This window comes from Aquimarina sp. 433 (genome assembly GCF_054054605.1).
On record NZ_JBSWZK010000002.1, the window covers coordinates 161,151 to 185,005 of the forward strand.

Below are 23,855 nucleotides of genomic sequence, written 5' to 3' on the forward strand. Positions count from 1 at the left end.
GCAGCGCAAAGGCTAGCACTTGTCCGTCAAATGATTAGAAATTTCCGACAAAAAAATGTCGTAAATAGACGCAATATCACTTTTACGACACTTAATTAAACCTTGTTCCAAAAGGATTCTAATATTTTTACACTAGGGAAAGTTCGTCCAGTAAGGATGTTGTTTTTAGTACATTACTAAAAAGAAGAAAATTAGAGATATTTCTCTATTCTATAAATCACATAGACATCCAAAAAAGAAGTAGCTGCCCTTGAAAGCAGCTACTTAGGTAATAATTGATAATGAAAGCATCACAAATAAAGAACTATATAGGGCGTTATATAGTTCTTTAACTAATTCAAATTTTAGTATAAGCTAATTTTTCTTTTTCAAGTTTGTGTTTTACAATAGACATCATATTAATTGAAATTAAAGACTAGAATAATTATTTAGTTTACGTAGTAATAAGTCCTTTCAATCTTTTATCTATTTTTCTTTTTTTCAGAGTAATTAGCTTCATAACATCCATAAGTTTTGGGTCTTTACTTTTCTTATATATTTCATTTATACTTAATACTAGTAATTTAGCTTCTCTAGAAGCAGATACGCGGTCACTGGTACTCATATTACTCATACTTCTTTTTAGGAAGTCCTTTGCATTTTTCAATAACTCCATATATCTAAATTTTAAATGAAACACTTTATTTCATTATGGATTCAAAACAATATTTATAAATATTTGTTAATCAATGACTTTATTTTTATAATCTCTAATTTACAGGATATTTTTCATATATTTTCATTTATATTTGTAATTACAATCATTAATTATATTTATGAATTATACTTTGCATCAATTACAGATTTTTCTAAAAATCGCAGAAAAACAAAGTATTACGAAAGCATCGGAAGAGCTGCATCTAACCCAACCTGCAGTTTCTATTCAGCTTAAAAATTTTCAAGATCAGTTTCCAATTCCACTAACCGAGGTAATTGGAAGAAAACTTTATGTTACTGATTTTGGTAAAGAAATCGCTATTGCTGCAAAAAAAATAATCGATGAGGTAAACCAAATAAGTTACAAGACTAATGCTTATCAAGGACAGCTATCTGGTATTTTAAAAATATCGGTTGTTTCTACTGGTAAATACATTATCCCATATTTTCTGTCAGATTTTATGAAACAACATGAAGGTGTGGATCTTGTACTAGATGTAACCAATAAGCAAAAAGTAATAAAAAGTTTAGAAGAAAACACTGTTGATTTTTCACTTGTTTCAGTACTACCAACGCATTTAAAAATCGAGAAAACTAAATTGATGGAAAACCAATTATTTTTGGTAGGAAATACTTCTGAACAGTTTCATAAAAAAAATTATAACAAATCTATTTTTACCGAACTTCCATTAATTTATCGAGAACCAGGATCAGGAACTCGACATACCATGGAAGCCTATATCGAACGTAACGATCTACCAGTTCGAAAAAAAATGGAACTTACTTCTAATGAAGCAGTAAAACAGGCTGTAATTGCTGGTCTTGGTTATTCGATCATGCCTCTTATTGGTATTAGAAATGATTTAGAAGCTGGACGTTTACAAATTATTCCAGTGAAAGGATTTCCAATTAAAACTATATGGAATCTAATATGGTTAAAAAACAAAAAGTTTTCTCCAGTAGCAGAGGCTTTTTTAAACTATGTTGAAGATAAAAAGGATGAAATTATTAAAAATAAATTCCATATTCTAAATTGATCTCCTCCTACAAATCTCGTAACCTATAATCAGTATTTTAATCTACAATAGGTACCTTTTTTCACTATAAATTACAAGCTTACTAAGTTCTTTTAAGCGCTACTTTTACCCCAAAACAAAGCAACCAGAGTTCTTTCTTTTTCTCACAAAATCAACGTGTTACTAATTAAAAAACCCTTAAAATCAATAAAACAGGGGTTTATACCCATACCAAAAATTCCCTTTCGATTATAACTTTGAGAAGCACTGCTTTATTAAAATTATAACTCACAATTATGTCCGGTAAAAAGAGAAAAATATCTCAATACGAAAGCGTAAAAGAGATTCTAAATTCATTACAGGGAAAAACGGTTCCTAGTTATCAAGGATTGCATGCTTTTTGGTTAGATCCAGAAGTTTTCATAACTGCTTCCTTATATGGACAACGTCTTATTGCACCAAAGGCAAATAACACTTCAAGTGAAACAAAGGGATGTTGCGGGTCTAAAGATGATTCTCACATGAATATTCCTGCTTCACAACCCACAAAAAAAAGCGATGGGTGTTGTGGATCTCAACAAAAATCCTCAGATACTGCATCTCAACAGCCAGCAGTATCTTCGGTACAACAACCACCAATACATACATCTATTGGAGATTGTTGGCCTTCAGGAGGGCAAGGAGGTGGAGGAGGAACCCATCCTCCTGCATATAAAAGGAGTGATCAGTCTGCAATTATTAAAGGCTTAAAAGGATTGTATCCTTTTGATGGTAGTATTTTCCCAAAATTACTGTGGGATGCTACTGCAACAGCTTCAGCAGATCAAATTCAAATAATAGCAAATTGGATTGATGCCGATTGTCCTCTGACGCTAGAAGAAGAAAATTCTAAAAAAGAAGTACACCTAACTACCAGCAATAATCATCTTGCTCTAGCGAACGGAGAATTGCTTCACCCTGTATCTACTAATACCACAAATCAGGATCATAGAGATAATAAAGGATTAACCATTAGAAAAGAAGTAAGTTCCTTATCTCCAGAAGAACTAGGAACATTTAGAGAAGCTTTGAATTGCATGTTTCAATACACAGATTATTGGCAAGATGAGAGAAGCTTTGACTACTGGGCAAGAATTCATACTAATTCCTGTCAACATGGGTGGGAACAATTTACAACATGGCATAGACTCTATCTTTATTTTTTCGAACAAAAATTAAAGGATTATGATCAAGATATTGCGCTACCCTATTGGTCTTGGTCAGATTACGCAGATCAAAACAAAAACACTTTTAATAACAAAGAATATGACTTAGGAGTACTTCCTGAGGCTTATGGCTGTTTCCTTACTCAAAAAGGATTAGATCAATTAAAGAATCAAAAAACAAGCGAAGGAAAATCTATACTTACTAAAAAAGAAATTGCTGCCTTAGAAAAAATTGTAAAAAAAGGAACTATTTATAACTCTGGATTACGTTTTTTAAAAGCAGCTGGAATACCTTATGAAATTATCAATGTAAATAATGTTGCTGTATGGTCTGATAAAATCCGAGCCATCTATAATACCCTTAAAGAAATAAATCCACTTTGGTTTCCAAATCGATGGCCTGGATCTATGGGACCTCTTTCTCATTATCCAACCAAAGATGACATTGATGTATTACTTTCTCTAGACAATTTTGGTGATTTCGGTGGCGGACCATCCTATGACCATCATTATGGTTCTTTGGAAAAAGTACATAACGGAATGCATAACTTCTCTGGTGGTACGAATCCCAATTATCCTTATAAAGGAAATACCAAGTGGCAAAAAATTTATGCTGATTTAGGCCTTACTATAGATCCTCAGAACCAAGAAAATCCTATTTACGGCTGGATGACAGATAATCGAATCACTGCTTTCGATCCACTGTTTTGGGCACATCATTCTAACGTAGATCGTTTATGGGCACGATGGCAAGAATTACACAACGGAACTCCTCAGGAGATGAATGCTGTTTTGGCTCCATGGTCTATGACCGTTAAAGATACTATGAGCATTCAGAAACTCGGGTACACCTACATGAGAGATTCTGTATTCTATGATGTCTCTAGCAAAGTAGGCTTGGTAAAATTTAATAGTGCACCAGCTACCATTTCGACCAATACATTAGATACACACAGAAAAGCCGAAATAAAAATCCATCGTGTACAACGTGGTAATTTACCAAATGCACATATCAGAGTGTTTCTAAACAGTCCAGATGCTACAATAGATACTCCAACCAATGGAAATGATCACTTTGTAGAAGAAATCTCCACATTTCATGGAAGCTGCTATGGTGGACCAGGACATTGCAATTTACCACTAGACAAAACAAGAAATTTTGACTACAGGCAATTACATCATCATGAACCTAGAAACTATAAAATCAATGCTACAGATGCTGTACAAAGGATATTAAACAATGGTGCTAAGAATATTACCGTACAACTAGTTATTGCAGGTATCGATGGCAAACCCATAGACAATGCTATCTATATCGATGGTGTATCATTAAACTTCATGGACTAATTAAAGCAACACATAATGGACAATACATATACCACTTTTAAAATTCACCCAAGTATTGGAATCGCAAGGCTTGGTAATACAGATGACGATTTTTATCTAACTCCAGAACAACCTGGGACCTTACCAATTGCTTGTGATGAAATGGGAAGAGAACAAAAAGACTCTAAAGGAAACCCTATAAGGGTTAGTTCTTTTAAAGACAGTAATGATTTATCTAAAATCAAAAAACAAGCAGCAAGATTCAGGATTTTCTCCTATGAAAATGGAGACACTAAAGGAGAAGAAATTAAAGTAGGAGGCAGTTACAATTTTGTATATGAGACTGCAGTTACTGCCCCAAGAATTGTAAAAGGAAAAGTTACAGACATTGATTGGACTGTTCATCTAGCCAATAAAAAAGCTTCCTGGTATGAATTTCAGGAAACCAACGGACAACAAGGGTATGCTCCTGATCATCCACTTCGCAATCCAGAAGTAACACAACCTGATCTTCGAAGACAGCTGATTATCGATCCTGGACCATTAACCGTAAACCTAAAAAACAATAGAGGATCTTTTGCAAAATTTGGTTCAGAAAGTAAAAAAACCGATACCAGCAAATACAAAAAGGTATCCTATCCACAAACATTTCCTCCTTCGGATATTCAACCAAATACTATTGAAACCTTAGGCAGTTTATTAGTAAATGAACAAGAAAAAAACATCCGATTGATCGTATTAGGCGGAAACGGAAATTCAGGATCTACCAAAACTCCAGTTATCGAAAGTTTTGTAAATAATGATGGGTGGTTTGATGATATTTCCGATGGCCCCGTAACCGCCAAGATCGAATACACATTTATGGATACCGTTTATGATGGTGATAAAGAAAAAAAGGTAAAAACTACAGGAATGATGGACGTACAAGTCCCAGCATGGGTAGTCGTCGGGTATCCAAGATATGTGCCAGAAATGGAAGATATGATTACCATGGATGAAAAGATGTATGATCTTTTTGTACGTAAAATGGCCTATGATCCACAGGTATTTGGAGTTCCTCCTTTTACCAAAGAAACTAATAGTCCAAAAACACCCGAAGAATTTGATATCTGGAGAAATGAAGCACATTACAATCCAGATTATTATCCAAAATTTTATAAAGAATTATGGCCACAACTACGAAGACCAGATGATTTTAAGTACACTTTTGTCTTTGACTTCTTTGGCGGTGGTGATCCTCATAATAGAGGAACAGGAGGTAATCTAGATTATAAAACACTTTCTATTCCACCAAAAAACGGAAAAGACCCTTATTACAGGTTACGACAATTTGTTTATGGAATCATGAGGAAAACGGATCAACTCAATGCGTATGAAGTAGAAGGCAATTACAACCTAACTTCTAATAAGCCAAGATTGATGCCACTACTTTGTGGAGATAATCCATTAACCAATACCGCTCCTCAAAAATTTCTTTCTATGACAGAAACCCAACTGTTTTTCTTAAAACAATGGGCAAATGGAAAGTTTGTAAATGAATGCGATGAATGGGGAGAAAGTAACTCATCCTGCACAAATCCTTGGGCAACCCCCCCAACAACAGGGATTGGAATTGATAGAGGCGTATTAAGTAATGTATTGGGTGGTGCTTTTTGTCCCGGAGGAGAACTCTCATGGATTGTAGACAATCCTGCAATCTATAGCGAACCTTATAGAATAAAACATGCTACTTATATCGCTGGAGGACTTAGCATTCCGCAACCTATTGCAAACAAGGATGGAAGTACTGCACCTAATATCGCTGCTGGAATGGAACCTGGAGATCTTACAAAGTATATTGGAATTCCATGGCAAGCAGATTTTCATGAATGTACTTTTCAAAACATCAATACTACCTACGAAAAATGGAACAATATTTATCCAGAATCCATTGGTGATCCTGTAGAACAGCAAATAGCATATAATATTCCTTGGTGGCCAGCACATAGACCTATTGTAGTTCCTGAATCTTTGAATGGTTCTCAAGTGTATTGGGCATCTGGAATACCTAACAACAATGCAGGAGATCTTCAAATGGTAGAGGCTTGGAAAGATCTTGGATTTTTGATATCCGAAGGAGAAGGAATCACACGACAATTCTATCAGGTAGAACGTAATAATGAAGCATTAGGAGACCCTGTACAACCAGGTAATCGTGTTTTAGGTCAAAGTTCTGGGGAATCTAACAAAGAAAATAATTCAAATTAAAAAATTATGAATACAGCTATTAACTCTGTACCGGAAATTCTAACCGGCATATGGACCTATCGAAGTTTTCTAAGTAATCCTGATCTGGATGCAGACTTTGACTCTTTAGAATTTGGAAGGGGAAACATAAAAATAAATGAAGCTCCATTTCAAACATTAGATGGTTTGATTTATGGTCCTGGATGGGAATTAAAACTAAAAGGATCAATTGGCTACGGCAATCCTTTCACGTTACAATTCCAAGGAAAAGGTATTGTTGGAGGAGCCGAATGGATCTATAATTATTTAGGATATTTCATACCAAACTGGATGAATGGCGTTGACCAACGCCCTGCAATTGTGGGATCTATCGTTAGAGCAATTCCTCATCCTACAGGGCCTAATAGTAAATCTACAGCTCCAGCTGGAGTGGTTGCTCAATGGATCGCCGTAAAACAAGATTCTAGTTCATGACCAGCAAAAAACTGACATATGATGTTTGTATTATAGGTGGAGGAGTTGCAGGATGCGCAACAGCAATAGCCTTAAAAAATAAAGCGCCATTTTTATCTGTTGCGATCTTAGAACGAGCAAGCAATATGCTACCCAATGATGCTTCTTTACCAAGAATTGGAGAAACCATTCCTCCACAAGCATCTCAGCAATTACAACAATTAGGAATTTGGGATTCTTTCGTAAAGTGTAATTTCCAACAGTCTTATGGTACCTCTGCTTCATGGGGTTCTTCTGAATTGTATCATAATGAATATATGTATTCTACTTATGGATATGGCTGGCATATGGATAGACTGACTTTTGATCAGTTTATGATAAAAGAAGCCAAAAAAAAGGGAGTATCTATACAATTTAAAACTAGTGTCTTATCCTCCGAAAAAAAATCCGAATTCTGGTATTTAAAGACCAATTCAAATCAGAAACAAACAATTATCAAATCCCGTTTTGTTATTGATGCTACAGGAAAAAAAGCTGCTTTTTCATGTCTTCAACAAGTAACTAAAATAAAAGAAGATCGAATGGTAGGTATTTACCGCTTTTATAATATTGCCAATTCTAATAAAACAGATTTAGGTACTGGCACCTTTGTAGAAACCGATACATATGGATGGTGGTATAGCGCTGCACTACCTAATGAAAAACTGGTAATTGCATACATGACAGATGCAGATATTGCAAATAAAATGCAAATTCGCAGAACCGATATTTTTGACAAGCACCTATTTAAAACAAACCATACAAATTCGAGAACAGAAAACTCAGCAAGTCTCATAGAACCACAAATCGTTGCTGCACATACCCAATTTCTAAGCTCATCTGTCGGTAATTCCTGGCTGGCTGTTGGAGATGCTGCATCCAGCTACGATCCTATTTCTTCTTTAGGAATTTTCAAATCTCTAACAATGAGTCAATTTGCAGCTTATGCTACTGTTGATTTTTTAAAAGGAGATCCCTTAGCGTTACCAAAGTACCAATACATTATTACGCAAGATTATAAAGGGTACTTAAAAAAAAGGCAAGAATACTACGCACAAGAACGACGTTACCCTAATTCTTCATTTTGGGAAAGAAGACAGCGATTACAAACAATAACTAATTAACCTAAAATTATATATTATGAAACGCACAGAACAACTTTTATACACCTATTTTAATAAGCTTTGGGTAATCCCATGTATCTCGATGTTATTCTTTTCTTGTAAAGACAAGGTTACCGTTAAAGAGCAGATCGATACTGCAGAAGTTACTGTAAATACTAATGATTACAAAAAAATTCCAGCTCCTGTAACATTTTCTCCCGATATTCCAGTAGATGTAAATCCAGTAATTCAGCAAAAATTCAAAGACAAAAAAGACATTTTCGGACTAAATCAAAAGTTCAATGAATACAGTTGGCAAGCTTTTATTGCAATTATGTGGCCAAGAGATGAAAAAGGAAAGCCAACAGAAAAATTTACAGATAAAGGAGAACCTACCTGGTTAGGATGGAAAGAAGCATTTCAGGTGTACAGAGCAGACGGAAAAACTCCAGCTCCTTGGGGAAGCCCAAGAACTGCCTCGGGATTAGGTTTATCAGATGCTATTTTATCTAATAACGATGCACGTGTAGTGCTTTCTAAAAACACACCTACAAGCAGTAAAAACTTTGATATCGCAGATGAAGTAGATCAGGCATTCGCCGGAAAACTTTTTGATCAAAACGGAAATGTAGTTGTATATGAAGTACTCATGAATAAAGAGGAGTTCGATTATATCGTTTCTAATAAACTTTATAATATTAATGGTCAGACTAAGTTCTCAGAAACTGGAATTGCTAATTTTCCTAAAGGGAATTATGAGGAGAATAAATTAGGAGCTGTAGAAATCAAATTTGCATGGAAAATACTTACTGACAAGGATTATAAAGATCGATATTATACGGAAGAAGGATATATTATCGGGCCAGATGGCACTTCACTAGTTAAAAAAGATTTAGGAATGATTGGTTTTCATATTAGTCAAAAAACACCAACAGGCAAACAATGGGTATGGTCCACTTTTGAGCATATTGATAATTTAGATCAAAATGTAATTGAAAAAGACGGAAAAACTACAGTGATTCCTCCATCACTTACAGACCCTAACTGCGAAATTTGCCCTGTAAACATAGATGTTACAAAAAACGGAACGACATATACTCATAATAAAGGAGTTCATGGAGATTTCTGGACAATTTCTAGTAGTAGTACGGATAAATATTTTGCCAACAGTGATGTTATGAAAACTCAGGCAAAACGAATGGTAGATATACCCGTAAGAGTACAGCGAATTAATGAAAAAATGCAGACCTATTTTAAACAACAAAAAAGTGTTTGGCAATACTATCGATTAATCGATACTCAATATCCGTTAGATCAGAATGTCCCTCCTGGCAATCACACAGAAAGTGGTTATAAAGTACCAGAATCTGTAGTTAACAAACCTGGTGGAAATCCAAATCTTGCATTACTTACCAATATCACAATGGAGACCTTTTTTCAGGGAGGGAATCAATCTGCCTCAAATTTAATGGAAGCAAATCCAGTAAGTGATATTACTATTTTTGGTACAGAAAGCTGTATGGGATGTCACTCTAGTGCTGGCATCTATCTGTACAAGAACGGAAAGCTAACTTCTGGAGATCAGCTCAGTGGTGATTTTAGCTGGTTATTAGGCAAAGCACAATGGGAAAAAGGTGTGCCTAAAAAACCCTCAAAATAGACGGTTTCGCTTAAAATTAATTTTCGATAAAACTACGTAAGTATTATGTAATCTCAATTATCGAGTCAAGTTTCATAACCAAACGCAACAGCAATATGTATACCTTTAAAAATAAACCTTGCTCTTGTACTACCAAAAATGCTAATAAACTATCAGGTAGCTCTACAAAAAGGATGAGTGTTCTAAATATACTATCCGCTGTTGTGTTTTTTTTATTTCCTAAATGTGCATTTTGTTGGGCTGCTTATGCTTCATTTTTTAGTTACATCGGTTTCGATCAATTAGAATATAATTCTAAATGGAAATATGTAATACTTGCTCTATTCCTCTTGGGAAGTATTATTTTAATGTGGAAGCATTATAAAAATAAATCCTGGATCAACATTATAGTATACACCGTTGGATTATTCATTTTACTTATTGCCTATTATCTAAACTACAATCAAACATGGTGGTTATATATTGTAGCTTTTTTAATGATTTTAAGTAATTTCCATTTAAGAAAAAATCGAACTCTTAGTCATTCATAATATTTATCAAGTACTACGCTTTTAAAAAACATAGAGTATTGTATATTTATACAAAAAGTACCTTCTATGTCATCTCAATCCCGTTTGGATCGCGCTTATGAAAACGCAAAAGTTATCCCTTTCGATGACAGTTCTAAGTTTATTCTTTTTAGTGATTGCCATAGAGGTGATAACAGTTTTGCCGATGATTTTGCGAATAATCGTAATATTTATTTCCACGCTTTACAACATTACTTTAGCGAAGGATTTACCTATTGCGAATTAGGAGATGGAGATGAACTATGGGAAAATTTACATTTTGAAACTATTCTAAGAGCACATAAAAATGTGTATGAATTACTCCAGAAATTCTATTTTAATGATAGATTAGCAATGATTTGGGGTAATCATGATATGGTATATAGAGATCCAAAATATGTAAAAAAGTATCTAAGTTCTTTTTATGATCGAAAGATTGATGATGATGTTCCTCTTTTTCCAAATATTGAATATCATGAAGCAATTATTCTAAGACATACCAATACTAAACAAGACATTTTTTTATTACATGGCCATCAGGCAGACTTTATGAACTATGTTGGGTGGAGAATCAATCGATTTTTGGTTCGCGTGTTGTGGAAACCTTTGCAGGTAGTGGGTATCGCAGATCCTACAAGCCCTGCTAAAAACTATAGAGAGACTAAAAAAGTAGAGAAGCGAATAAAAAAATGGATTTCGAATCACAAAAATCAGTTTACAATCATAGGGCATACGCATCGCCCTCGTTTTCCAGAAGCAGGTGAATTAGCACTTTTTAATGATGGAAGCTGTGTACATCCCAGATCAATTACTGGAATTGAAATTGAAAATGGTTGTATCACGCTAATCAAATGGCAAATTGCTACAACAGATGGTGGTACATTAAAAATAATTAGAGTCCCGTTAGAAGGACCTCAGAAGTTAACAGATTTTATTACAGAATAAACCATTGCTGCTATGGAACAAGTACAGCAGATCATAGATCAAATTCCTATACGACATAATTTTGCTTCCTATTTTATTAGTCTTGGTATATTTATAGGATTACTAATCAGTTTGGTAATTCTTCTAAGAACTTCTAAAAAAAGTAAAGCATTTAGAATTTATGGGTGGTCATTACTTATACAATCCATTATAGCTACAGATGTTTTTTTATGTTATACAGGTTTGATAAAATATGTACTCCATTTTAATGACAGTACAGAACCTTTAGTTTTACTTTTAGCGCCATCTATTTACTTATTTGTATACTCTCTTCTGGTTAGAAAACCTATTACAATAAAAAAGCATAGTGTACATTTCTTACCAGCTATTCTATACTTTTTTACACAAATACAGTATTATTTAGAACCTATTTCGGTAAAAGTAAATGCATATTTAGGAGCTTACTATCCTAATGTAAAAAGAGCTGTAGTTCCAGAAAACACAGATTACACGTATCAATTGATAAAGGATGAGTTCCGATGGTTAGTTTTATTTAGTTTTGTTTTTTACATAGTACTTTCTATTCGTCTTATCATCATACATAAAGCCAAAAGAGCAAAGATAAATTCGGAACATACTAGGATTGACAAATTCGATTTTTCTAAGAATACGTCTATAGGATTACTTGCATTTTTCTTACTGATTTTTATAGTGTATTTAAACTATGATGATGATGGAGGGGATCATTATATTTTTATCTTTCATACTATAATAGTTACTATAACAGGTATTGTTTTGTTATCAGAATCGAGATTTTTCGAAAACTCCTGGATTGCAGATAAATATGAAACTTCTAGTTATAAGGGACAAGAAATTTCTATAGACGAGATAAAAAACTTCGTAGAAAGTAAAGAGTTTTATTTAATCAATACAGCTTCTTTAAAAAGATTATCTGAGGAATTAAATTCGAGTGCTAATTACATATCACAAATCATCAACACCTCTACTGGTTTAAATTTTAATGATTTTATTAATCAATATAGAATCGAACTATCTAAAAAAAGACTAACAGATCCAGAATATGCTCATCTTACTATTGAAGCTATTGGCAACTCGGTAGGATTTAATTCAAAATCAGCTTTTTACAATGCTTTCAAAAAACATGTAGCATTGTCTCCGAAAGCTTTTGTAACCTTACAAAATACATCTTAACACCATTTAAAAAAGTGTAGTATTACAATATAGGACGTATTTAGACACTTTTTTGCTTTAATAAAAAGAGATTTATTTCACTTTTGGAGAAACAAATTTTCAAAAGTTATGGATCAAAAAATTCGTCGATACGACTTAGATTGGTTACGAGTAATCGTATTTGCATTGCTTATTTTTTATCATGTAGGAATGTTTTTCGTTCCTTGGGGATGGCATATTAAAAACAATGACATCTCAGAAGGAATGCGGTGGCCTATGTTATTCCTTAATCAATGGCGGCTTCCTATTTTATTCGTAATCTCGGGAATGGGAACTTATTACGCTTTATCCAAAAGAAGTTTATGGCAATTTAATCTAGAACGTTTCTTACGGTTGGGTATTCCTTTAGCCTTTGGTATGCTATTAATTGTACCTCCACAAATTTATTTTGAAAGATTAGCCACAAACGAATTTGTAGGGTCTTATTTTTCATATCTAACTACAGAAGCGTATACAGGAGTCTATCCAGAAGGTAATGTCAGCTGGCACCATTTGTGGTTTTTACCATACTTATTTCTATACTCATTGTTACTATCTCCCATTCTGGTATTCCTGAAAAACAGACATACTAAAATAATACAATGGCTTTCAAGGCAACTAACAAAACCTTTTGGGTTTTATATTTTCATCATTCCTTTATATCTCATAGAAACATTAATAGAACCATTTTTCCCAGTAACCCACGCACTAATAGATGACTGGTTTACATTTATCAATTTTATGGTACTATTTTTTTATGGATTCTTGTTAATCTCTTGCGAATCTATTTTTTGGGAACGAATTCAATTATTTAAACAAAAAGCATTGTGGATTGGAATTATTGCATTCATCATACAAACTATCATCTGGGTAATCGGTAAAGACAGCATAATTATTCACTTCTCAGAAGGTATGGTAAAAGTAGTTAATCTATGGTCATGGATATTAGTACTATTTGGTTATGCGGCTAAGTATTTAAATAGAAGAAGTAACATCCTTGCATATTGTAATAGAGCCGTATATCCTTTTTATATTCTACATCAAACTATTACTGTAGGTATAGGATATTATCTGATGAATTTAGAATGGAATATCACTCTGAAATTTATCATTATGGTATTAGGAACTTTTTTAATTAGCTGGATTATCTACCATTTTATCATTCTAAAAATCCCGTTTTTACAACCATTATTTGGTCTTAAAAAAACATATGCTCAAGAGAAATAATCCTCTTGAGCATATGCTTTTGTTTGTATTAACGAAATATAGATTATTCTATATTTACAACTTCTTCGATCTGAGGAGCATATTTTTTAATGGTCATCTCTACTCCAGATTTTAATGTCATCTGATTTACGCTACAACCTACACAAGCTCCTTCTAACTGAACTTTGACTCTCTTATCATCTTCAATACTTACTAATGAGATATTACCTCCATCACTTTCTAAAAACGGACGGATCTCATCGAGTGCTTTCTCTACATTAATCTTTAATTCTTCAGATGTCATTTTCTATTTTTTTACTGCAGAGCATCCTGCCATTGTTGTTATTTTAATTGCTTCTGTAGGTGGTAAATTTTCATTTCTATTCACAACTTCCTGTACCACATTTCTTGTCAATTCTTCAAAAGCCTTCTCTATAGAAGTAGCTGTTTGCAATGCCGCTGGGCGACCTACATCTCCCGCTTCGCGAATACTCTGTACCAAAGGTATCTCTCCTAAAAATGGCACATTAATATCGTCTGCAAGATTTTTGGCTCCTTCTTTTCCAAAGATATAATATTTATTGTTAGGAAGCTCTTCTGGAGTAAAATAAGCCATATTTTCTACAATTCCTAAAACTGGAACTTTAATACTATCTTGTTGGAACATAGCAACCCCTTTTCTAGCATCTGCTAATGCTACATTTTGCGGAGTACTTACTACCACCGCACCAGTAATAGGTAAAGATTGCATAATCGATAAATGGATATCTCCTGTACCTGGTGGTAAATCCAATAAAAGGAAATCTAACTCTCCCCAAGCAGCGTCAAAAATCATTTGGTTCAATGCCTTTGCCGCCATGGGTCCTCTCCAAACTACTGCCTGATTAGGTTGTGTAAAAAATCCTATCGATAATATTTTTACTCCATAGCTTTCTATAGGCTTCATTTTAGATTTATCACCTACCTTTACTGATAAGGGTCTTTCTCTTTCTACATCAAACATAATAGGCGCCGAAGGCCCATAAATATCAGCGTCTAAAAGTCCTACACTAAATCCCATTTTGGATAAGGTAACTGCTAAATTAGAAGTTACTGTAGATTTACCAACACCTCCTTTACCAGAGGCAACAGCAATAATATTTTTAATTCCTGGTATCGGTTTCCCTTTGATTACATTAGGTTCCTGAGGTTTCGGTGCTGGAGCATTTACCTTAATGTTTACTTTTACCTTAGCTTTTTCATAGACGTTAGCGTGGATAGCCTTCATCACATCAACTTCAGCTCTTTTTTTGATGTGTAGCGCTGGTGTAGACAGTTCTAAATCTACAATCACCTCATCACCAAAAGTAATTACGTTTTTCACAGCTCCGCTTTCTACCATATTTTTACCTTCTCCTGCAACTGTGATAGTCTCTAAAGCCTTTATGATCTCTGATTTTTCTAACTTCATTTGTAATAATTCTTTTCCTAAAGCAAATTTAACTGCAAAGATAGCTCTAAAAGTTAAGATTCTAAAACCTATAAATTGAAATGAATTATCATAATATTGGCAATGCTGATAATGAAATTTTCCAAAATGGTACAGTTTGTGTTTTTGGCTATTAAGATTTAAAATCTGTAGCCCCAATGAAAAGAATTATCGGCATGATTTGCCTTTTGTTATTTTTTGCACTAACAGCTTCTGGTCAAGGTTCACTAGAAACTGCACAACAGCGATTATCCAAGGAAAATAACGCTGATATATTTCGAACTAATCCTAATAGCTCGGATAATCTTTTATCTCAAAATGATCGTAATTTAGGAAGAATTACCAAAGTTTTTGTGGAGATTGGTTTGTATGCCACGTACTATGGATTAATAGAAAGCCCGATGGAAAGAAAACATAAAGGGCGTAAAGCATTTATTACCAAACACCCTTATTTTATCTCCAATAAAGGTAATTACTCATATAATTGGGGAGCAGACACGAATCTATACAGAATTACAGCCGCTAATAGATTCCTAAAAGATACAGACCAATTATATGGCAATACTGCTCATATAGATTTTCGATTTTTAAAAAGAATGAGTTTAGAAGCTAATTATCTACAGCTCTGGGAACATGAATCTTTCTATAGCAATAGTTCTCTGGCTACCTATACCATTCTTGCTAAATATAACAGAATCCGAACAGAAAAATTTAATGCTTATTGGGGTGTAGGAGCTACATATATTGCTGGCGAGGTAGAAGAATTTGGTTTTACCTACGGTATTGGTGCAGAATATTTCTTTATAAATCCTTTGAGTATTGAAATCAATTACAACCAATCTTTTATCAACTCTTTTTCTTCAAATAGACTAAACAGCTTATTGAATTATCATATCAATCAATATAAAATAATTGGAGGGTATGAATACTTGAGAATTGGTGGATTTAATTTCTCTACTATTTCGGTTGGGTTAGGTCTTTTTATTTAAAAACTAGTGTTCTTAATTCACTATGATTATAGCTCCTTCATGGGATCCCAGAATAATTTTTCAAAATTTTGAATTTGATTTTCAATCACCTCTACACCTTCGCTTTCTAATAACTGCTGCATTAAGTTAGTACCCTCAAAATGATGTTTGCCAGTTAATACACCTTTGCGATTTACTACTCGGTGTGCAGGTACATCTTCTTGTTTTCCAGATGCATTCATAGCCCAACCAACCATTCTCGCACTTCTTGCAGCTCCAAGATATTTAGCGATAGCTCCGTAAGATGTCACTCTTCCGTACGGAATCAATCTAGCCACCTCATATACCCTATCAAAGAAATTATTGTCTGTATTAGTACTCATAGTGTTCCTATTATCCTTCATTCCAGGTATAAATTATCCTTGCAACGGTAAGCATTACTAAAATAAGCATCAATATTCCCATAAAATAATTAGAATACTTGGTAATAGAAGCAGTTTTCTTTTCAATCTTTAAAAACGATAATACATAAAAATAGAGCGTTACAAAAGTTCCTGCTCCTGCTGCAATTCCAAATATAAAAATTCGAAGCGCATCGTATTCTATCTTACCACTTACACTCATGGCAGCTGCTATAGTACAGAAATAAGGTATCGGTAATACATTTACCAGAGACATCATTACTCCTTTAAAAAAACTGCGAGAACCTGCATGCTTGTATACCTTCATTTTAGTTCTTCTTTGTTTTGCCTTCACAAAAAAATAAATTGCCATTAAAAAAAATATCACTGCTCCTGTTCTAAGCAGCATATTCTTTACATACGGATTAAAGAAGATATATTTTGCTAGTAATATTGCGAATAATGCCTGTACAAAAACTATGGAAGATGCTCCAATGGCTACCAAAATGCCATTTTTCTTCCCCCTTTCTAAGCACGTTTTAGCTACCGTCATATTGATCAATCCTGGAGGAATTACTCCAACTAGAGAAGCAAAAAAAGTAACTAAAAAGAGTTTAGTAGTTTCCAAATCGATGACGCAATTTAGGTAATTTTAAACTGGATGTAAGTTATAGGTTTATTTTGTTCTAGGTATTGTTTTTCATAAAAAGTTTGAATAGAAGTTACCTCTTCTGGCGAACCCTCCTGATGATATACATTATGGTTCGAATAAAGTACTTCATGGCCTTCTCCATGTAACAATCCTAAGGTATATCCATGCATAAACTCACTATCTGTTTTAAGATGCATAATACCATTTGGCTTTAAGATATTTTTATATCGCTGTAAAAACTGATGGTTAGTCATTCTATGTTTTGTACGCTTATATTTTATCTGAGGGTCTGGAAAGGTGATCCAAATTTCATCGATCTCATTAGCATCGAAAATATACTCCACCAGCTCGATTTGTGTTCTAATGAAACCAACATTTTTCATTTCGTTTTCGATGGCTGTCTTTGCACCACGCCAAAATCGAGCACCTTTAATATCGATACCTATAAAATTCTTATCTGGATATTTTTCTGCTAGTCCTACAGTATATTCTCCTTTACCACATCCTAATTCTAATACAATCGGATTTTGGTTTTTAAAAAATTTCTCACCCCATTTCCCTTTATAACCGAGAGCATTGTTCAACACTTCCTCCCTGGTTGGCTCTACCACATTCTGAAAAGTTTTGTTTTCGTTAAAACGCTTTAATTTGTTTTTACTTCCCACTGATTTTATTCTTCTTATATGTATTTGACTGTTTAATGCCGATTATGTTACGCTCAGATCTCAATTATTTATTTTACTTCTAAAAAAGATCAAACAACTAAGATGATATACTCATATTAGATTCTCTTTCAAATGTAAATTACAATCTAACGGATCCCGTTCTTCAACGGGATTAGTTCAGCTAATACATGCAATGCGCTTCGCTTTTGAATGTAAACACATAATCTAATGGATCCCATTCTTCAACGGGATTAGTTCAGCTAATACATGCAATGCACTTCGCTTTTGAATGTAAAGCTTCACTAACCTAAACATAATTTTTTGGTAAAATTAAGGAAATATATACTTACGAGAATACTATTAATTTTAAAATTAGACGATGTCTTTTTTTATATGATTAATTTACAAAACAACTGATTTTGAGTAAAAAAGTTCTTGTTGCACCGCTAAATTGGGGATTAGGTCACGCTACTCGCTGTATTCCTATAATAAACGCATTAATCGATGAAGGTTTTGAACCTGTTATTGCTTCTGATGGAGTAGCTCTTGCATTGCTTAAAAAGGAGTTTCCAAACTTAACTGCTAAAGAAATTCCTTCCTATAATATAGAGTATTCCAAAAAGGCTAGTAACTTTAAATTAAAGATGCTCTTAAACAGTCCAAAAATTGCTCATGCTATTACAGCTGAAAAAAAGGCTACTAAAAAAATTATAGAATCTGATGAATACTATGGCATTATATCGGATAATAGAATGGGTGTTAGACATAAAAGCCTCCCATCAGTTTTTATTACACATCAGCTAACGGTATTAAGTGGAAGTACAACTTCTATAAGTACAAAAATTCATAATAAGTATATCAAAAAATTTGATGTTTGCTGGGTACCAGACATGGCCGACGATCCAAGTTTAAGTGGAGAATTAGGACATCCTAAACGAAGCAATATTCCGGTTACCTATCTAGGACCTTTAAGCAGGTTCAATTACCAGAATTTGCCAAAGAAATATGATATTATGGTATTGCTTTCTGGACCAGAACCTCAGCGCACTTTATTGGAGAAGAAATTATTTCAAGAATTTGAACGTAGTGACAAAAAAATCGTTTTTGTAAGAGGTGTCATCGAAGATCAACACGAAACCTATGTTAAGAATAATATTACCGTTCATAATTACCTAACAGGCATTGCACTTCAAAATACCATTAACAGTAGTAATATTATCATATCCAGATCCGGATACACTACAGTAATGGATCTTGCAAAACTTAAGAAAAAAGCATTCTTTATACCTACTCCTGGTCAATTTGAACAAGAATATCTTGCTCAGCGTCTAACGAATAATAAGTTGGTTCCAAGTTGTAAACAAAATGAGTTTACCTTAAAAAAATTATATGACCTTAATATGTATAAAGGACTAAGCAGTTTTAGTACTGACATCGACTACAGGGAACTTTTTCACTTTTTCCAAAGTAAATGAAAACTCACTTCCAATTCGATAGTCGCTTTCTACATATATACGTTCGTGATGCGCTTCGATAATATGCTTTACAATTGCCAGTCCTAGACCAGAACCTCCTTCTTTTCTAGAACCACTTTTATCCACACGATAAAAACGTTCAAAAAGTCTAGGTATATGTGCCTCCGCAATACCTTCTCCATTATCTGTAACTCTAATAATTACTTTATTTCGTATTAAATTTTCTATGCTGACTTCTGTAGTACCATCTTCTTTTCCGTACTTAATAGAATTTACAATAAGATTAGATAATACCTGCTGAATACGTTCTTTATCGGCGTGAACAATGATCGGGGTTTGATAGTTCATATCAAAAGTCAAAGCAATATTTTTCTTAGCGGCTTTCATCTCAAAAAGATCAAAAACACTTTGCACTAATTCTACAATATCAAAATTGGTATAATTTAAGTTAAGATCACCAACTTCGAGCTTTGTGATCATATCTAAATCCTTTACGATATAGATCAGCCTTTCCACTCCTTTATTGGCTCTGTTAAGGTATTTATCTAAAATCGCTGGATCATTCATAGCACCATCCAACAGCGTAAGTATATACCCTTGAACTGTAAACAAAGGGGTTTTGAGCTCATGAGAAACATTACCCATAAATTCTTTACGATAATCTTCTCTGATTTTTAATGTTTCTATTTCTGTTTTACGTTTTTGCGCAAATTTTTCTACCTCTTTTATCAAGGTCCTCATATCGGTAGTAACTGGACTTTCGCCTCTGGTATCTACATCCAACATTTCTATATCATCATAAATTTTTCGAACTCTACGGTAAATAAATTTCTGAACTCGATACTGAATAATTAGAAAAGCAACTCCATAACATATAATGATAAAGCCTAATACAAACAGAATATTAAATTGATTCTGAACATATAAAAAAACGCTCACTATGAGCGTTAGTAGTATTGTTATGTATAAAGATGACAGGTATGCAAACCTGTACGATCTTTTAAAATTTTCTGCCATTATATCACAAACTTATAGCCTACCCCTTTTATGGTTTTAAAACTATCATCTCCTAGTTTTTCTCTAAGCTTTCGGATATGAACATCTATAGTACGTCCTCCAACGATCACTTCATTACCCCAAACTTTGTCTAATATATCTTCTCTTTTGAAGACTTTACCAGGTTTTGAGGCTAATAAAGATAATAATTCGAATTCTTTTCTTGGCAATATAATTTCATTTTTATCCTTTACAATCTTGTATTCATCTCTGTTAATAACAAGATTACCGATCTTCACTACATTTTCGGAAGCATCATTTTCTTTAAGTCTACGAAGTAATGCTTTTACTTTACTTACTAAAACTTTTGGTCTAATAGGTTTAGTGATATAATCATCTGCTCCAGCATCAAATCCTGCTACCTGAGAATAGTCTTCTCCACGTGCAGTTAAAAATGTAATAATGGTATTTTGCAAATCTGGCATTTTACGAATCTGTTCGCAAGCTTCGATTCCGTCCATTTCTGGCATCATTACATCTAAAATAATCAAATGTGGTTTTTTCTTTTTTGCAATTTTTACAGCTTCAGTTCCATTTTCTGCTGTTAAGACATTGTAACCTTCGGTAGTTAGATTATATCCTACAATTTCCAAAATATCAGGTTCGTCGTCTACAAGTAAAATGGTGATGTCTTTTTTATTCATTTTTCTAATTGAATTACTTCAGTAGTGGTAAATATACTAGCTTAAAATGAAGTATCGTTAATTATAGAACCCATAAACAATAAACTAACATAAATATTTCATAACCTTAACATTAAGCTAACATTATGAGATATTCTATAATCATCTAATCCTGATGATCTCTGTAGGTAGTTAATAAATTCATAGTAGCTGTTACAAGATCTTTAGTTTCCATCAACAACCCAAAGTAAAGAGTTGTATTTTTAGGGCTACTTTCTTCTGTTCTTGTTCGTTCTACTTGTTTATTAATTTTATCTGTAACTAAGGTAAAGAGATTTTGTTTTTCTTCGATGATAGCATTCAATTTTCCAAATTCTCTGGTATCAAAAACATCTTTGATACTCCCAAAAAACTCCTGTAGTTGGTCCTCAATTTCTTTTAGATCCTTGATTTGATTAAATCTAAGTTTCTTATGATTATTATTTACGTGTTTGTGACTATTTTTAGATATATATTCCAAGGATTGTGTAATATCTTCTAAATGCCCTAAAATAGAAATATAAAAACTACTGGCTCCAACACTGGATTCATCAAGGTTTTTGATAAAGTAAAAGATACTATCTCTCAATTCTTCTACTTCCGTTTCCAATTTAGCGATCCCTTTTCTACTCTTTTTTAAGGATGCAAGATCATATTTAGCTAAACTATCAATGGTACTTCCATAGATTTTATTCCCTCGATTTACAAAAGATTTGATATTGTCAGCACTCTCTTCTATCACTCCTTGTATAGAGCTACTTTCAGATTTTTTTAGACTATCTTCTGCTTTATCCGCTCTTGTTTTATTTCGATATCTAATGGTATTTCTAACCAATAAAAAGACTGCTACTAGAAGTAACACTCCGGTCATAATTGGCTGATTAAAATTAATCAAGAAAGCAATTAAAGCTGCTGCCAAAAATGCACTAATCGCTGTAAAAAACCATCCTCCGATTACATTTAATACTCCTGCCACACGATATACAGCACTTTCTGTTCCCCAAGCTCTATCTGCTAAAGAGGTACCCATTGCTACCATAAAAGTAACATAGGTAGTAGAAAGTGGAAGTTTCATAGAAGTAGCGATGGAAATTAACACGCCTGCTACCATAAGATTTACTGCAGCTCTTACCATATCAAAAGCAGGAAGATCTTCCTTTCTAGTCGTAGCCGCAACTGGAACTTCCTCAAACTGCTTTTCAGAAAAATCCTTAAAAGCTGCTGGAGTAATCGAAGAAATTACTTCCGAAATAAAAACCGTACCTCTAACAACACCTCTAGATAGAAAATTAGGTCGAAACTTTTCATCACCTTCTCCTTGGCGAGATAAATCTATGGAGGTTTTTACTACATTTCTGGCTTTTGTAGAAAACCAAAGTGTGAGTACCATAATTAATCCTGCTCCTAATAAAAATAATGTCGGGGTTTCTGCTTTTCCACTCAAAGAACTCATTAAAAATTCATTCGCAGGTATATTAGATGCACTCCACATCTCATACCCTTCATATGCCGCAATAGGAACTCCTATAAAATTCACTAAGTCATTTCCTGCAAAAGCAAGTGCTAAAGCAAAAGTTCCTACTATGATTATAAGCTTATAAATATTAACCTTTAAAAAGTTCATTACTACAAAAGAAATCAATGAGAGTAATGCAAACCCAGAGACAACTATGGTAAATACATTCGTTTCCAAAAACCCTCGTAGAGTAGTAGAGATGGTTCCAGCCTCTGCATCGATCTTAAAAAGATCTTTTTTAGCTTTTGCCATTTCTTTTATCGTTTCATATGAGGTTTCGAAATAAGCATTTGCCCATTCTAAAAACCCTAAGCGCGTATCATTAGAAACAGTGTCTACAATTAGTTTTGCGTAATTGGTTCCTTTAATACCTTTAATAAATATGAAATATAAAATTGCTGTTAAGGCAATACCTCCAAATAAAGATCCTACCCATTTAGCTTTCTTTTCAAAATTAAAAGATAGTAAAAGTCTAGATATATATTGGACGAAAGCCCCTACAGAAAAAGCTACCACTACAGACAATAAAATCCCTGCGATGATTTCACCCGCTTTCTTCGTATTTATATAGTTACCTAAATCGGCAACAGAAAGATCCGCATCTGCAGCAATTTTAAGTAAGGCTACACAAACAGCTGCTCCTAATAATTCAAATACGATAGATACCGTTGTTGAAGTTGGCATCCCCAGAGTGTTGAAGAAATCCAGCAGTAATATATCGGTAATCATCACTGCCATAAAAATGATCATGATTTCATCGAAGTAGAACTCTCCTGGTACAAAAATCCCCTTACGAGCAACTTCCATTAACCCGCTAGAAAAAATAGCTCCAGCTGCAATACCGACACTAGCAACTATCATAATAGTTCTAAATGAAATGGCTTTAGAACCTATCGCAGAATTCAAAAAATTAACGGCATCATTACTAACACCAACAACCAAATCAGCAATAGCCAAAAAAGCTAAAGCTACAATCATCAAAATATAAATATCGTTCATATTTTCTTCACAATCTTATAAACCACAAAAGTGTTACTAAAAATCTTGCCGTATGTTATTGAAATGTTATCTTTTTTACACTATTTCATAATCGAAAAGCAGTTTACATTCTTTAAAAACAACAATTGATTCACAATGAATATACAAGGGTTTGAAATTGATTGTGATAAATATATTTCAAAATAAAAAACATATCAATCCCTTGATGAATTAATAAGCAATCTCATATAGCCTTTATTTTCTGGCAATCTCAAAAGCATGAAAGTAAATAAAAAACAACAAAACCTATGATTCAGTTACTTTGTAAAGTGATTTTACTTGTTTTTTTTTCACTGCAAACGGTCAAATTGTATCTTACATA

The 23,855-nt window shown here is 33.5% G+C and carries 20 protein-coding genes; 11 read left to right on the top strand and 9 right to left on the bottom strand.

The genetic code is table 11. The features are described from left to right. Positions 1–433: 433 nt before the first annotated feature. Positions 434–655 carry a hypothetical protein gene (locus tag ACWNT5_RS04785; RefSeq protein WP_299605190.1) on the bottom strand — a complete coding sequence of 74 codons (222 nt, stop codon included), beginning with the start codon at positions 653–655 and terminating at the stop codon, positions 434–436. 160 nt (positions 656–815) lie between these two features. On the opposite strand from ACWNT5_RS04785, the gene ACWNT5_RS04790 reads away from it, so the two are divergent. The 9 genes from ACWNT5_RS04790 to ACWNT5_RS04830 all read left to right on the top strand — a co-directional run bounded on the left by ACWNT5_RS04790 (position 816) and on the right by ACWNT5_RS04830 (position 13,653). Next, positions 816–1,733: a LysR family transcriptional regulator gene (locus ACWNT5_RS04790; protein ID WP_299605188.1), complete on the top strand. Its 918-nt coding sequence runs from the start codon at positions 816–818 to the stop codon at positions 1,731–1,733. 275 nt (positions 1,734–2,008) lie between these two features. Further along, positions 2,009–4,264, top strand: coding sequence for a tyrosinase family protein (locus ACWNT5_RS04795; protein WP_299605185.1), 2,256 nt, complete (start codon positions 2,009–2,011; stop codon positions 4,262–4,264). A 15-nt stretch (positions 4,265–4,279) separates the two neighbouring features. After that, a complete protein-coding gene (locus ACWNT5_RS04800) occupies positions 4,280–6,490 on the top strand; it encodes a LodA/GoxA family CTQ-dependent oxidase (protein WP_299605183.1) in 2,211 nt (736 codons plus the stop codon). A 6-nt stretch (positions 6,491–6,496) separates the two neighbouring features. Then, positions 6,497–6,943: a hypothetical protein gene (locus ACWNT5_RS04805; RefSeq protein WP_299605181.1), complete on the top strand. Its 447-nt coding sequence runs from the start codon at positions 6,497–6,499 to the stop codon at positions 6,941–6,943. Further along, positions 6,940–8,085 (top strand): tryptophan 7-halogenase, encoded by a 1,146-nt coding sequence (locus tag ACWNT5_RS04810; RefSeq protein ID WP_456516779.1) that lies wholly within the window; start codon positions 6,940–6,942, stop codon positions 8,083–8,085. The genes ACWNT5_RS04805 and ACWNT5_RS04810 overlap by 4 nt, the downstream gene beginning before the upstream one ends. Positions 8,086–8,101: 16 nt before the next feature. Beyond that, positions 8,102–9,724, top strand: a complete 1,623-nt coding sequence (locus tag ACWNT5_RS04815) for a hypothetical protein (protein ID WP_299605177.1) — start codon at positions 8,102–8,104, stop codon at positions 9,722–9,724. Positions 9,725–10,320: 596 nt separating this feature from the next. Then, positions 10,321–11,217, top strand: coding sequence for a metallophosphoesterase (locus tag ACWNT5_RS04820; RefSeq protein ID WP_456516780.1), 897 nt, complete (start codon positions 10,321–10,323; stop codon positions 11,215–11,217). A gap of 12 nt (positions 11,218–11,229) precedes the next feature. Next, positions 11,230–12,408, top strand: coding sequence for a helix-turn-helix domain-containing protein (locus ACWNT5_RS04825; RefSeq protein WP_299605170.1), 1,179 nt, complete (start codon positions 11,230–11,232; stop codon positions 12,406–12,408). A gap of 108 nt (positions 12,409–12,516) precedes the next feature. Continuing rightward, positions 12,517–13,653, top strand: coding sequence for an acyltransferase family protein (locus ACWNT5_RS04830; RefSeq protein WP_456516781.1), 1,137 nt, complete (start codon positions 12,517–12,519; stop codon positions 13,651–13,653). A gap of 43 nt (positions 13,654–13,696) precedes the next feature. Here ACWNT5_RS04830 and ACWNT5_RS04835 read toward each other — a convergent pair whose 3' ends face one another. Together ACWNT5_RS04835 and ACWNT5_RS04840 are read right to left on the bottom strand one after the other, a co-directional pair. Further along, positions 13,697–13,936 carry a NifU family protein gene (locus tag ACWNT5_RS04835; protein WP_456516782.1) on the bottom strand — a complete coding sequence of 80 codons (240 nt, stop codon included), beginning with the start codon at positions 13,934–13,936 and terminating at the stop codon, positions 13,697–13,699. 3 nt (positions 13,937–13,939) lie between these two features. Further along, entirely contained in the window at positions 13,940–15,082 is a 1,143-nt protein-coding gene (locus ACWNT5_RS04840; RefSeq protein WP_299606346.1) for an Mrp/NBP35 family ATP-binding protein, read from the bottom strand. 176 nt (positions 15,083–15,258) lie between these two features. Here ACWNT5_RS04840 and ACWNT5_RS04845 point away from each other — a divergent pair, with 176 nt between their 5' ends. Further along, positions 15,259–16,089 (top strand): hypothetical protein, encoded by an 831-nt coding sequence (locus ACWNT5_RS04845; protein WP_299605164.1) that lies wholly within the window; start codon positions 15,259–15,261, stop codon positions 16,087–16,089. A gap of 26 nt (positions 16,090–16,115) precedes the next feature. Here the strand turns inward: ACWNT5_RS04845 and ACWNT5_RS04850 are convergent, their stop codons facing one another. From ACWNT5_RS04850 to trmB, 3 genes are read right to left on the bottom strand one after another with little or no spacing between them, the layout of a single operon-like run. Next, the gene (locus ACWNT5_RS04850; RefSeq protein WP_299605161.1) at positions 16,116–16,451 is read right to left on the bottom strand and encodes an MGMT family protein; all 336 of its coding nucleotides are present in this window, start codon (positions 16,449–16,451) and stop codon (positions 16,116–16,118) included. Between the two features lie 10 nt (positions 16,452–16,461). Further along, on the bottom strand, positions 16,462–17,097 hold the full coding sequence (locus ACWNT5_RS04855; protein ID WP_299605159.1) for a LysE family translocator: 636 nt from the start codon (positions 17,095–17,097) through the stop codon (positions 16,462–16,464). Positions 17,098–17,111: 14 nt separating this feature from the next. Then, a complete protein-coding gene (gene trmB / locus ACWNT5_RS04860) occupies positions 17,112–17,786 on the bottom strand; it encodes a tRNA (guanosine(46)-N7)-methyltransferase TrmB (protein ID WP_299605158.1) in 675 nt (224 codons plus the stop codon). Between the two features lie 419 nt (positions 17,787–18,205). On the opposite strand from trmB, the gene ACWNT5_RS04865 reads away from it, so the two are divergent. After that, positions 18,206–19,261, top strand: a complete 1,056-nt coding sequence (locus ACWNT5_RS04865) for a glycosyltransferase (RefSeq protein ID WP_456516783.1) — start codon at positions 18,206–18,208, stop codon at positions 19,259–19,261. Here ACWNT5_RS04865 and ACWNT5_RS04870 read toward each other — a convergent pair. The 3 genes from ACWNT5_RS04870 to ACWNT5_RS04880 all read right to left on the bottom strand — a co-directional run bounded on the left by ACWNT5_RS04870 (position 19,199) and on the right by ACWNT5_RS04880 (position 23,494). Continuing rightward, positions 19,199–20,278 carry a sensor histidine kinase gene (locus ACWNT5_RS04870; RefSeq protein WP_299605155.1) on the bottom strand — a complete coding sequence of 360 codons (1,080 nt, stop codon included), beginning with the start codon at positions 20,276–20,278 and terminating at the stop codon, positions 19,199–19,201. The two genes, ACWNT5_RS04865 and ACWNT5_RS04870, sit on opposite strands and share 63 nt — an antisense overlap. Further along, positions 20,278–20,961, bottom strand: a complete 684-nt coding sequence (locus ACWNT5_RS04875) for a response regulator transcription factor (RefSeq protein WP_456516784.1) — start codon at positions 20,959–20,961, stop codon at positions 20,278–20,280. The genes ACWNT5_RS04870 and ACWNT5_RS04875 overlap by 1 nt, the downstream gene beginning before the upstream one ends. A gap of 145 nt (positions 20,962–21,106) precedes the next feature. Beyond that, on the bottom strand, positions 21,107–23,494 hold the full coding sequence (locus ACWNT5_RS04880; RefSeq protein WP_456516785.1) for an anion permease: 2,388 nt from the start codon (positions 23,492–23,494) through the stop codon (positions 21,107–21,109). Between the last annotated feature and the right edge of the window lie 361 nt (positions 23,495–23,855).

Excerpts from the sequence above, each read along its gene's own strand:
- ACWNT5_RS04835 (WP_456516782.1), bottom strand. The coding sequence starts at position 13,936 with ATGACATCTGAAGAATTAAAGATTAATGTAGAGAAAGCACTCGATGAG.
- ACWNT5_RS04845 (WP_299605164.1), top strand. The coding sequence starts at position 15,259 with ATGAAAAGAATTATCGGCATGATTTGCCTTTTGTTATTTTTTGCACTA.
- ACWNT5_RS04870 (WP_299605155.1), bottom strand. The coding sequence starts at position 20,278 with ATGGCAGAAAATTTTAAAAGATCGTACAGGTTTGCATACCTGTCATCT.
- ACWNT5_RS04880 (WP_456516785.1), bottom strand. The coding sequence starts at position 23,494 with ATGAACGATATTTATATTTTGATGATTGTAGCTTTAGCTTTTTTGGCT.
- ACWNT5_RS04875 (WP_456516784.1), bottom strand. The coding sequence starts at position 20,961 with ATGAATAAAAAAGACATCACCATTTTACTTGTAGACGACGAACCTGAT.
- ACWNT5_RS04785 (WP_299605190.1), bottom strand. The coding sequence starts at position 655 with ATGGAGTTATTGAAAAATGCAAAGGACTTCCTAAAAAGAAGTATGAGT.
- ACWNT5_RS04825 (WP_299605170.1), top strand. The coding sequence starts at position 11,230 with ATGGAACAAGTACAGCAGATCATAGATCAAATTCCTATACGACATAAT.
- ACWNT5_RS04815 (WP_299605177.1), top strand. The coding sequence starts at position 8,102 with ATGAAACGCACAGAACAACTTTTATACACCTATTTTAATAAGCTTTGG.
- ACWNT5_RS04840 (WP_299606346.1), bottom strand. The coding sequence starts at position 15,082 with ATGAAGTTAGAAAAATCAGAGATCATAAAGGCTTTAGAGACTATCACA.
- ACWNT5_RS04795 (WP_299605185.1), top strand. The coding sequence starts at position 2,009 with ATGTCCGGTAAAAAGAGAAAAATATCTCAATACGAAAGCGTAAAAGAG.
- ACWNT5_RS04810 (WP_456516779.1), top strand. The coding sequence starts at position 6,940 with ATGACCAGCAAAAAACTGACATATGATGTTTGTATTATAGGTGGAGGA.
- ACWNT5_RS04805 (WP_299605181.1), top strand. The coding sequence starts at position 6,497 with ATGAATACAGCTATTAACTCTGTACCGGAAATTCTAACCGGCATATGG.
- ACWNT5_RS04830 (WP_456516781.1), top strand. The coding sequence starts at position 12,517 with ATGGATCAAAAAATTCGTCGATACGACTTAGATTGGTTACGAGTAATC.
- ACWNT5_RS04820 (WP_456516780.1), top strand. The coding sequence starts at position 10,321 with ATGTCATCTCAATCCCGTTTGGATCGCGCTTATGAAAACGCAAAAGTT.
- ACWNT5_RS04850 (WP_299605161.1), bottom strand. The coding sequence starts at position 16,451 with ATGAGTACTAATACAGACAATAATTTCTTTGATAGGGTATATGAGGTG.
- ACWNT5_RS04800 (WP_299605183.1), top strand. The coding sequence starts at position 4,280 with ATGGACAATACATATACCACTTTTAAAATTCACCCAAGTATTGGAATC.
- ACWNT5_RS04790 (WP_299605188.1), top strand. The coding sequence starts at position 816 with ATGAATTATACTTTGCATCAATTACAGATTTTTCTAAAAATCGCAGAA.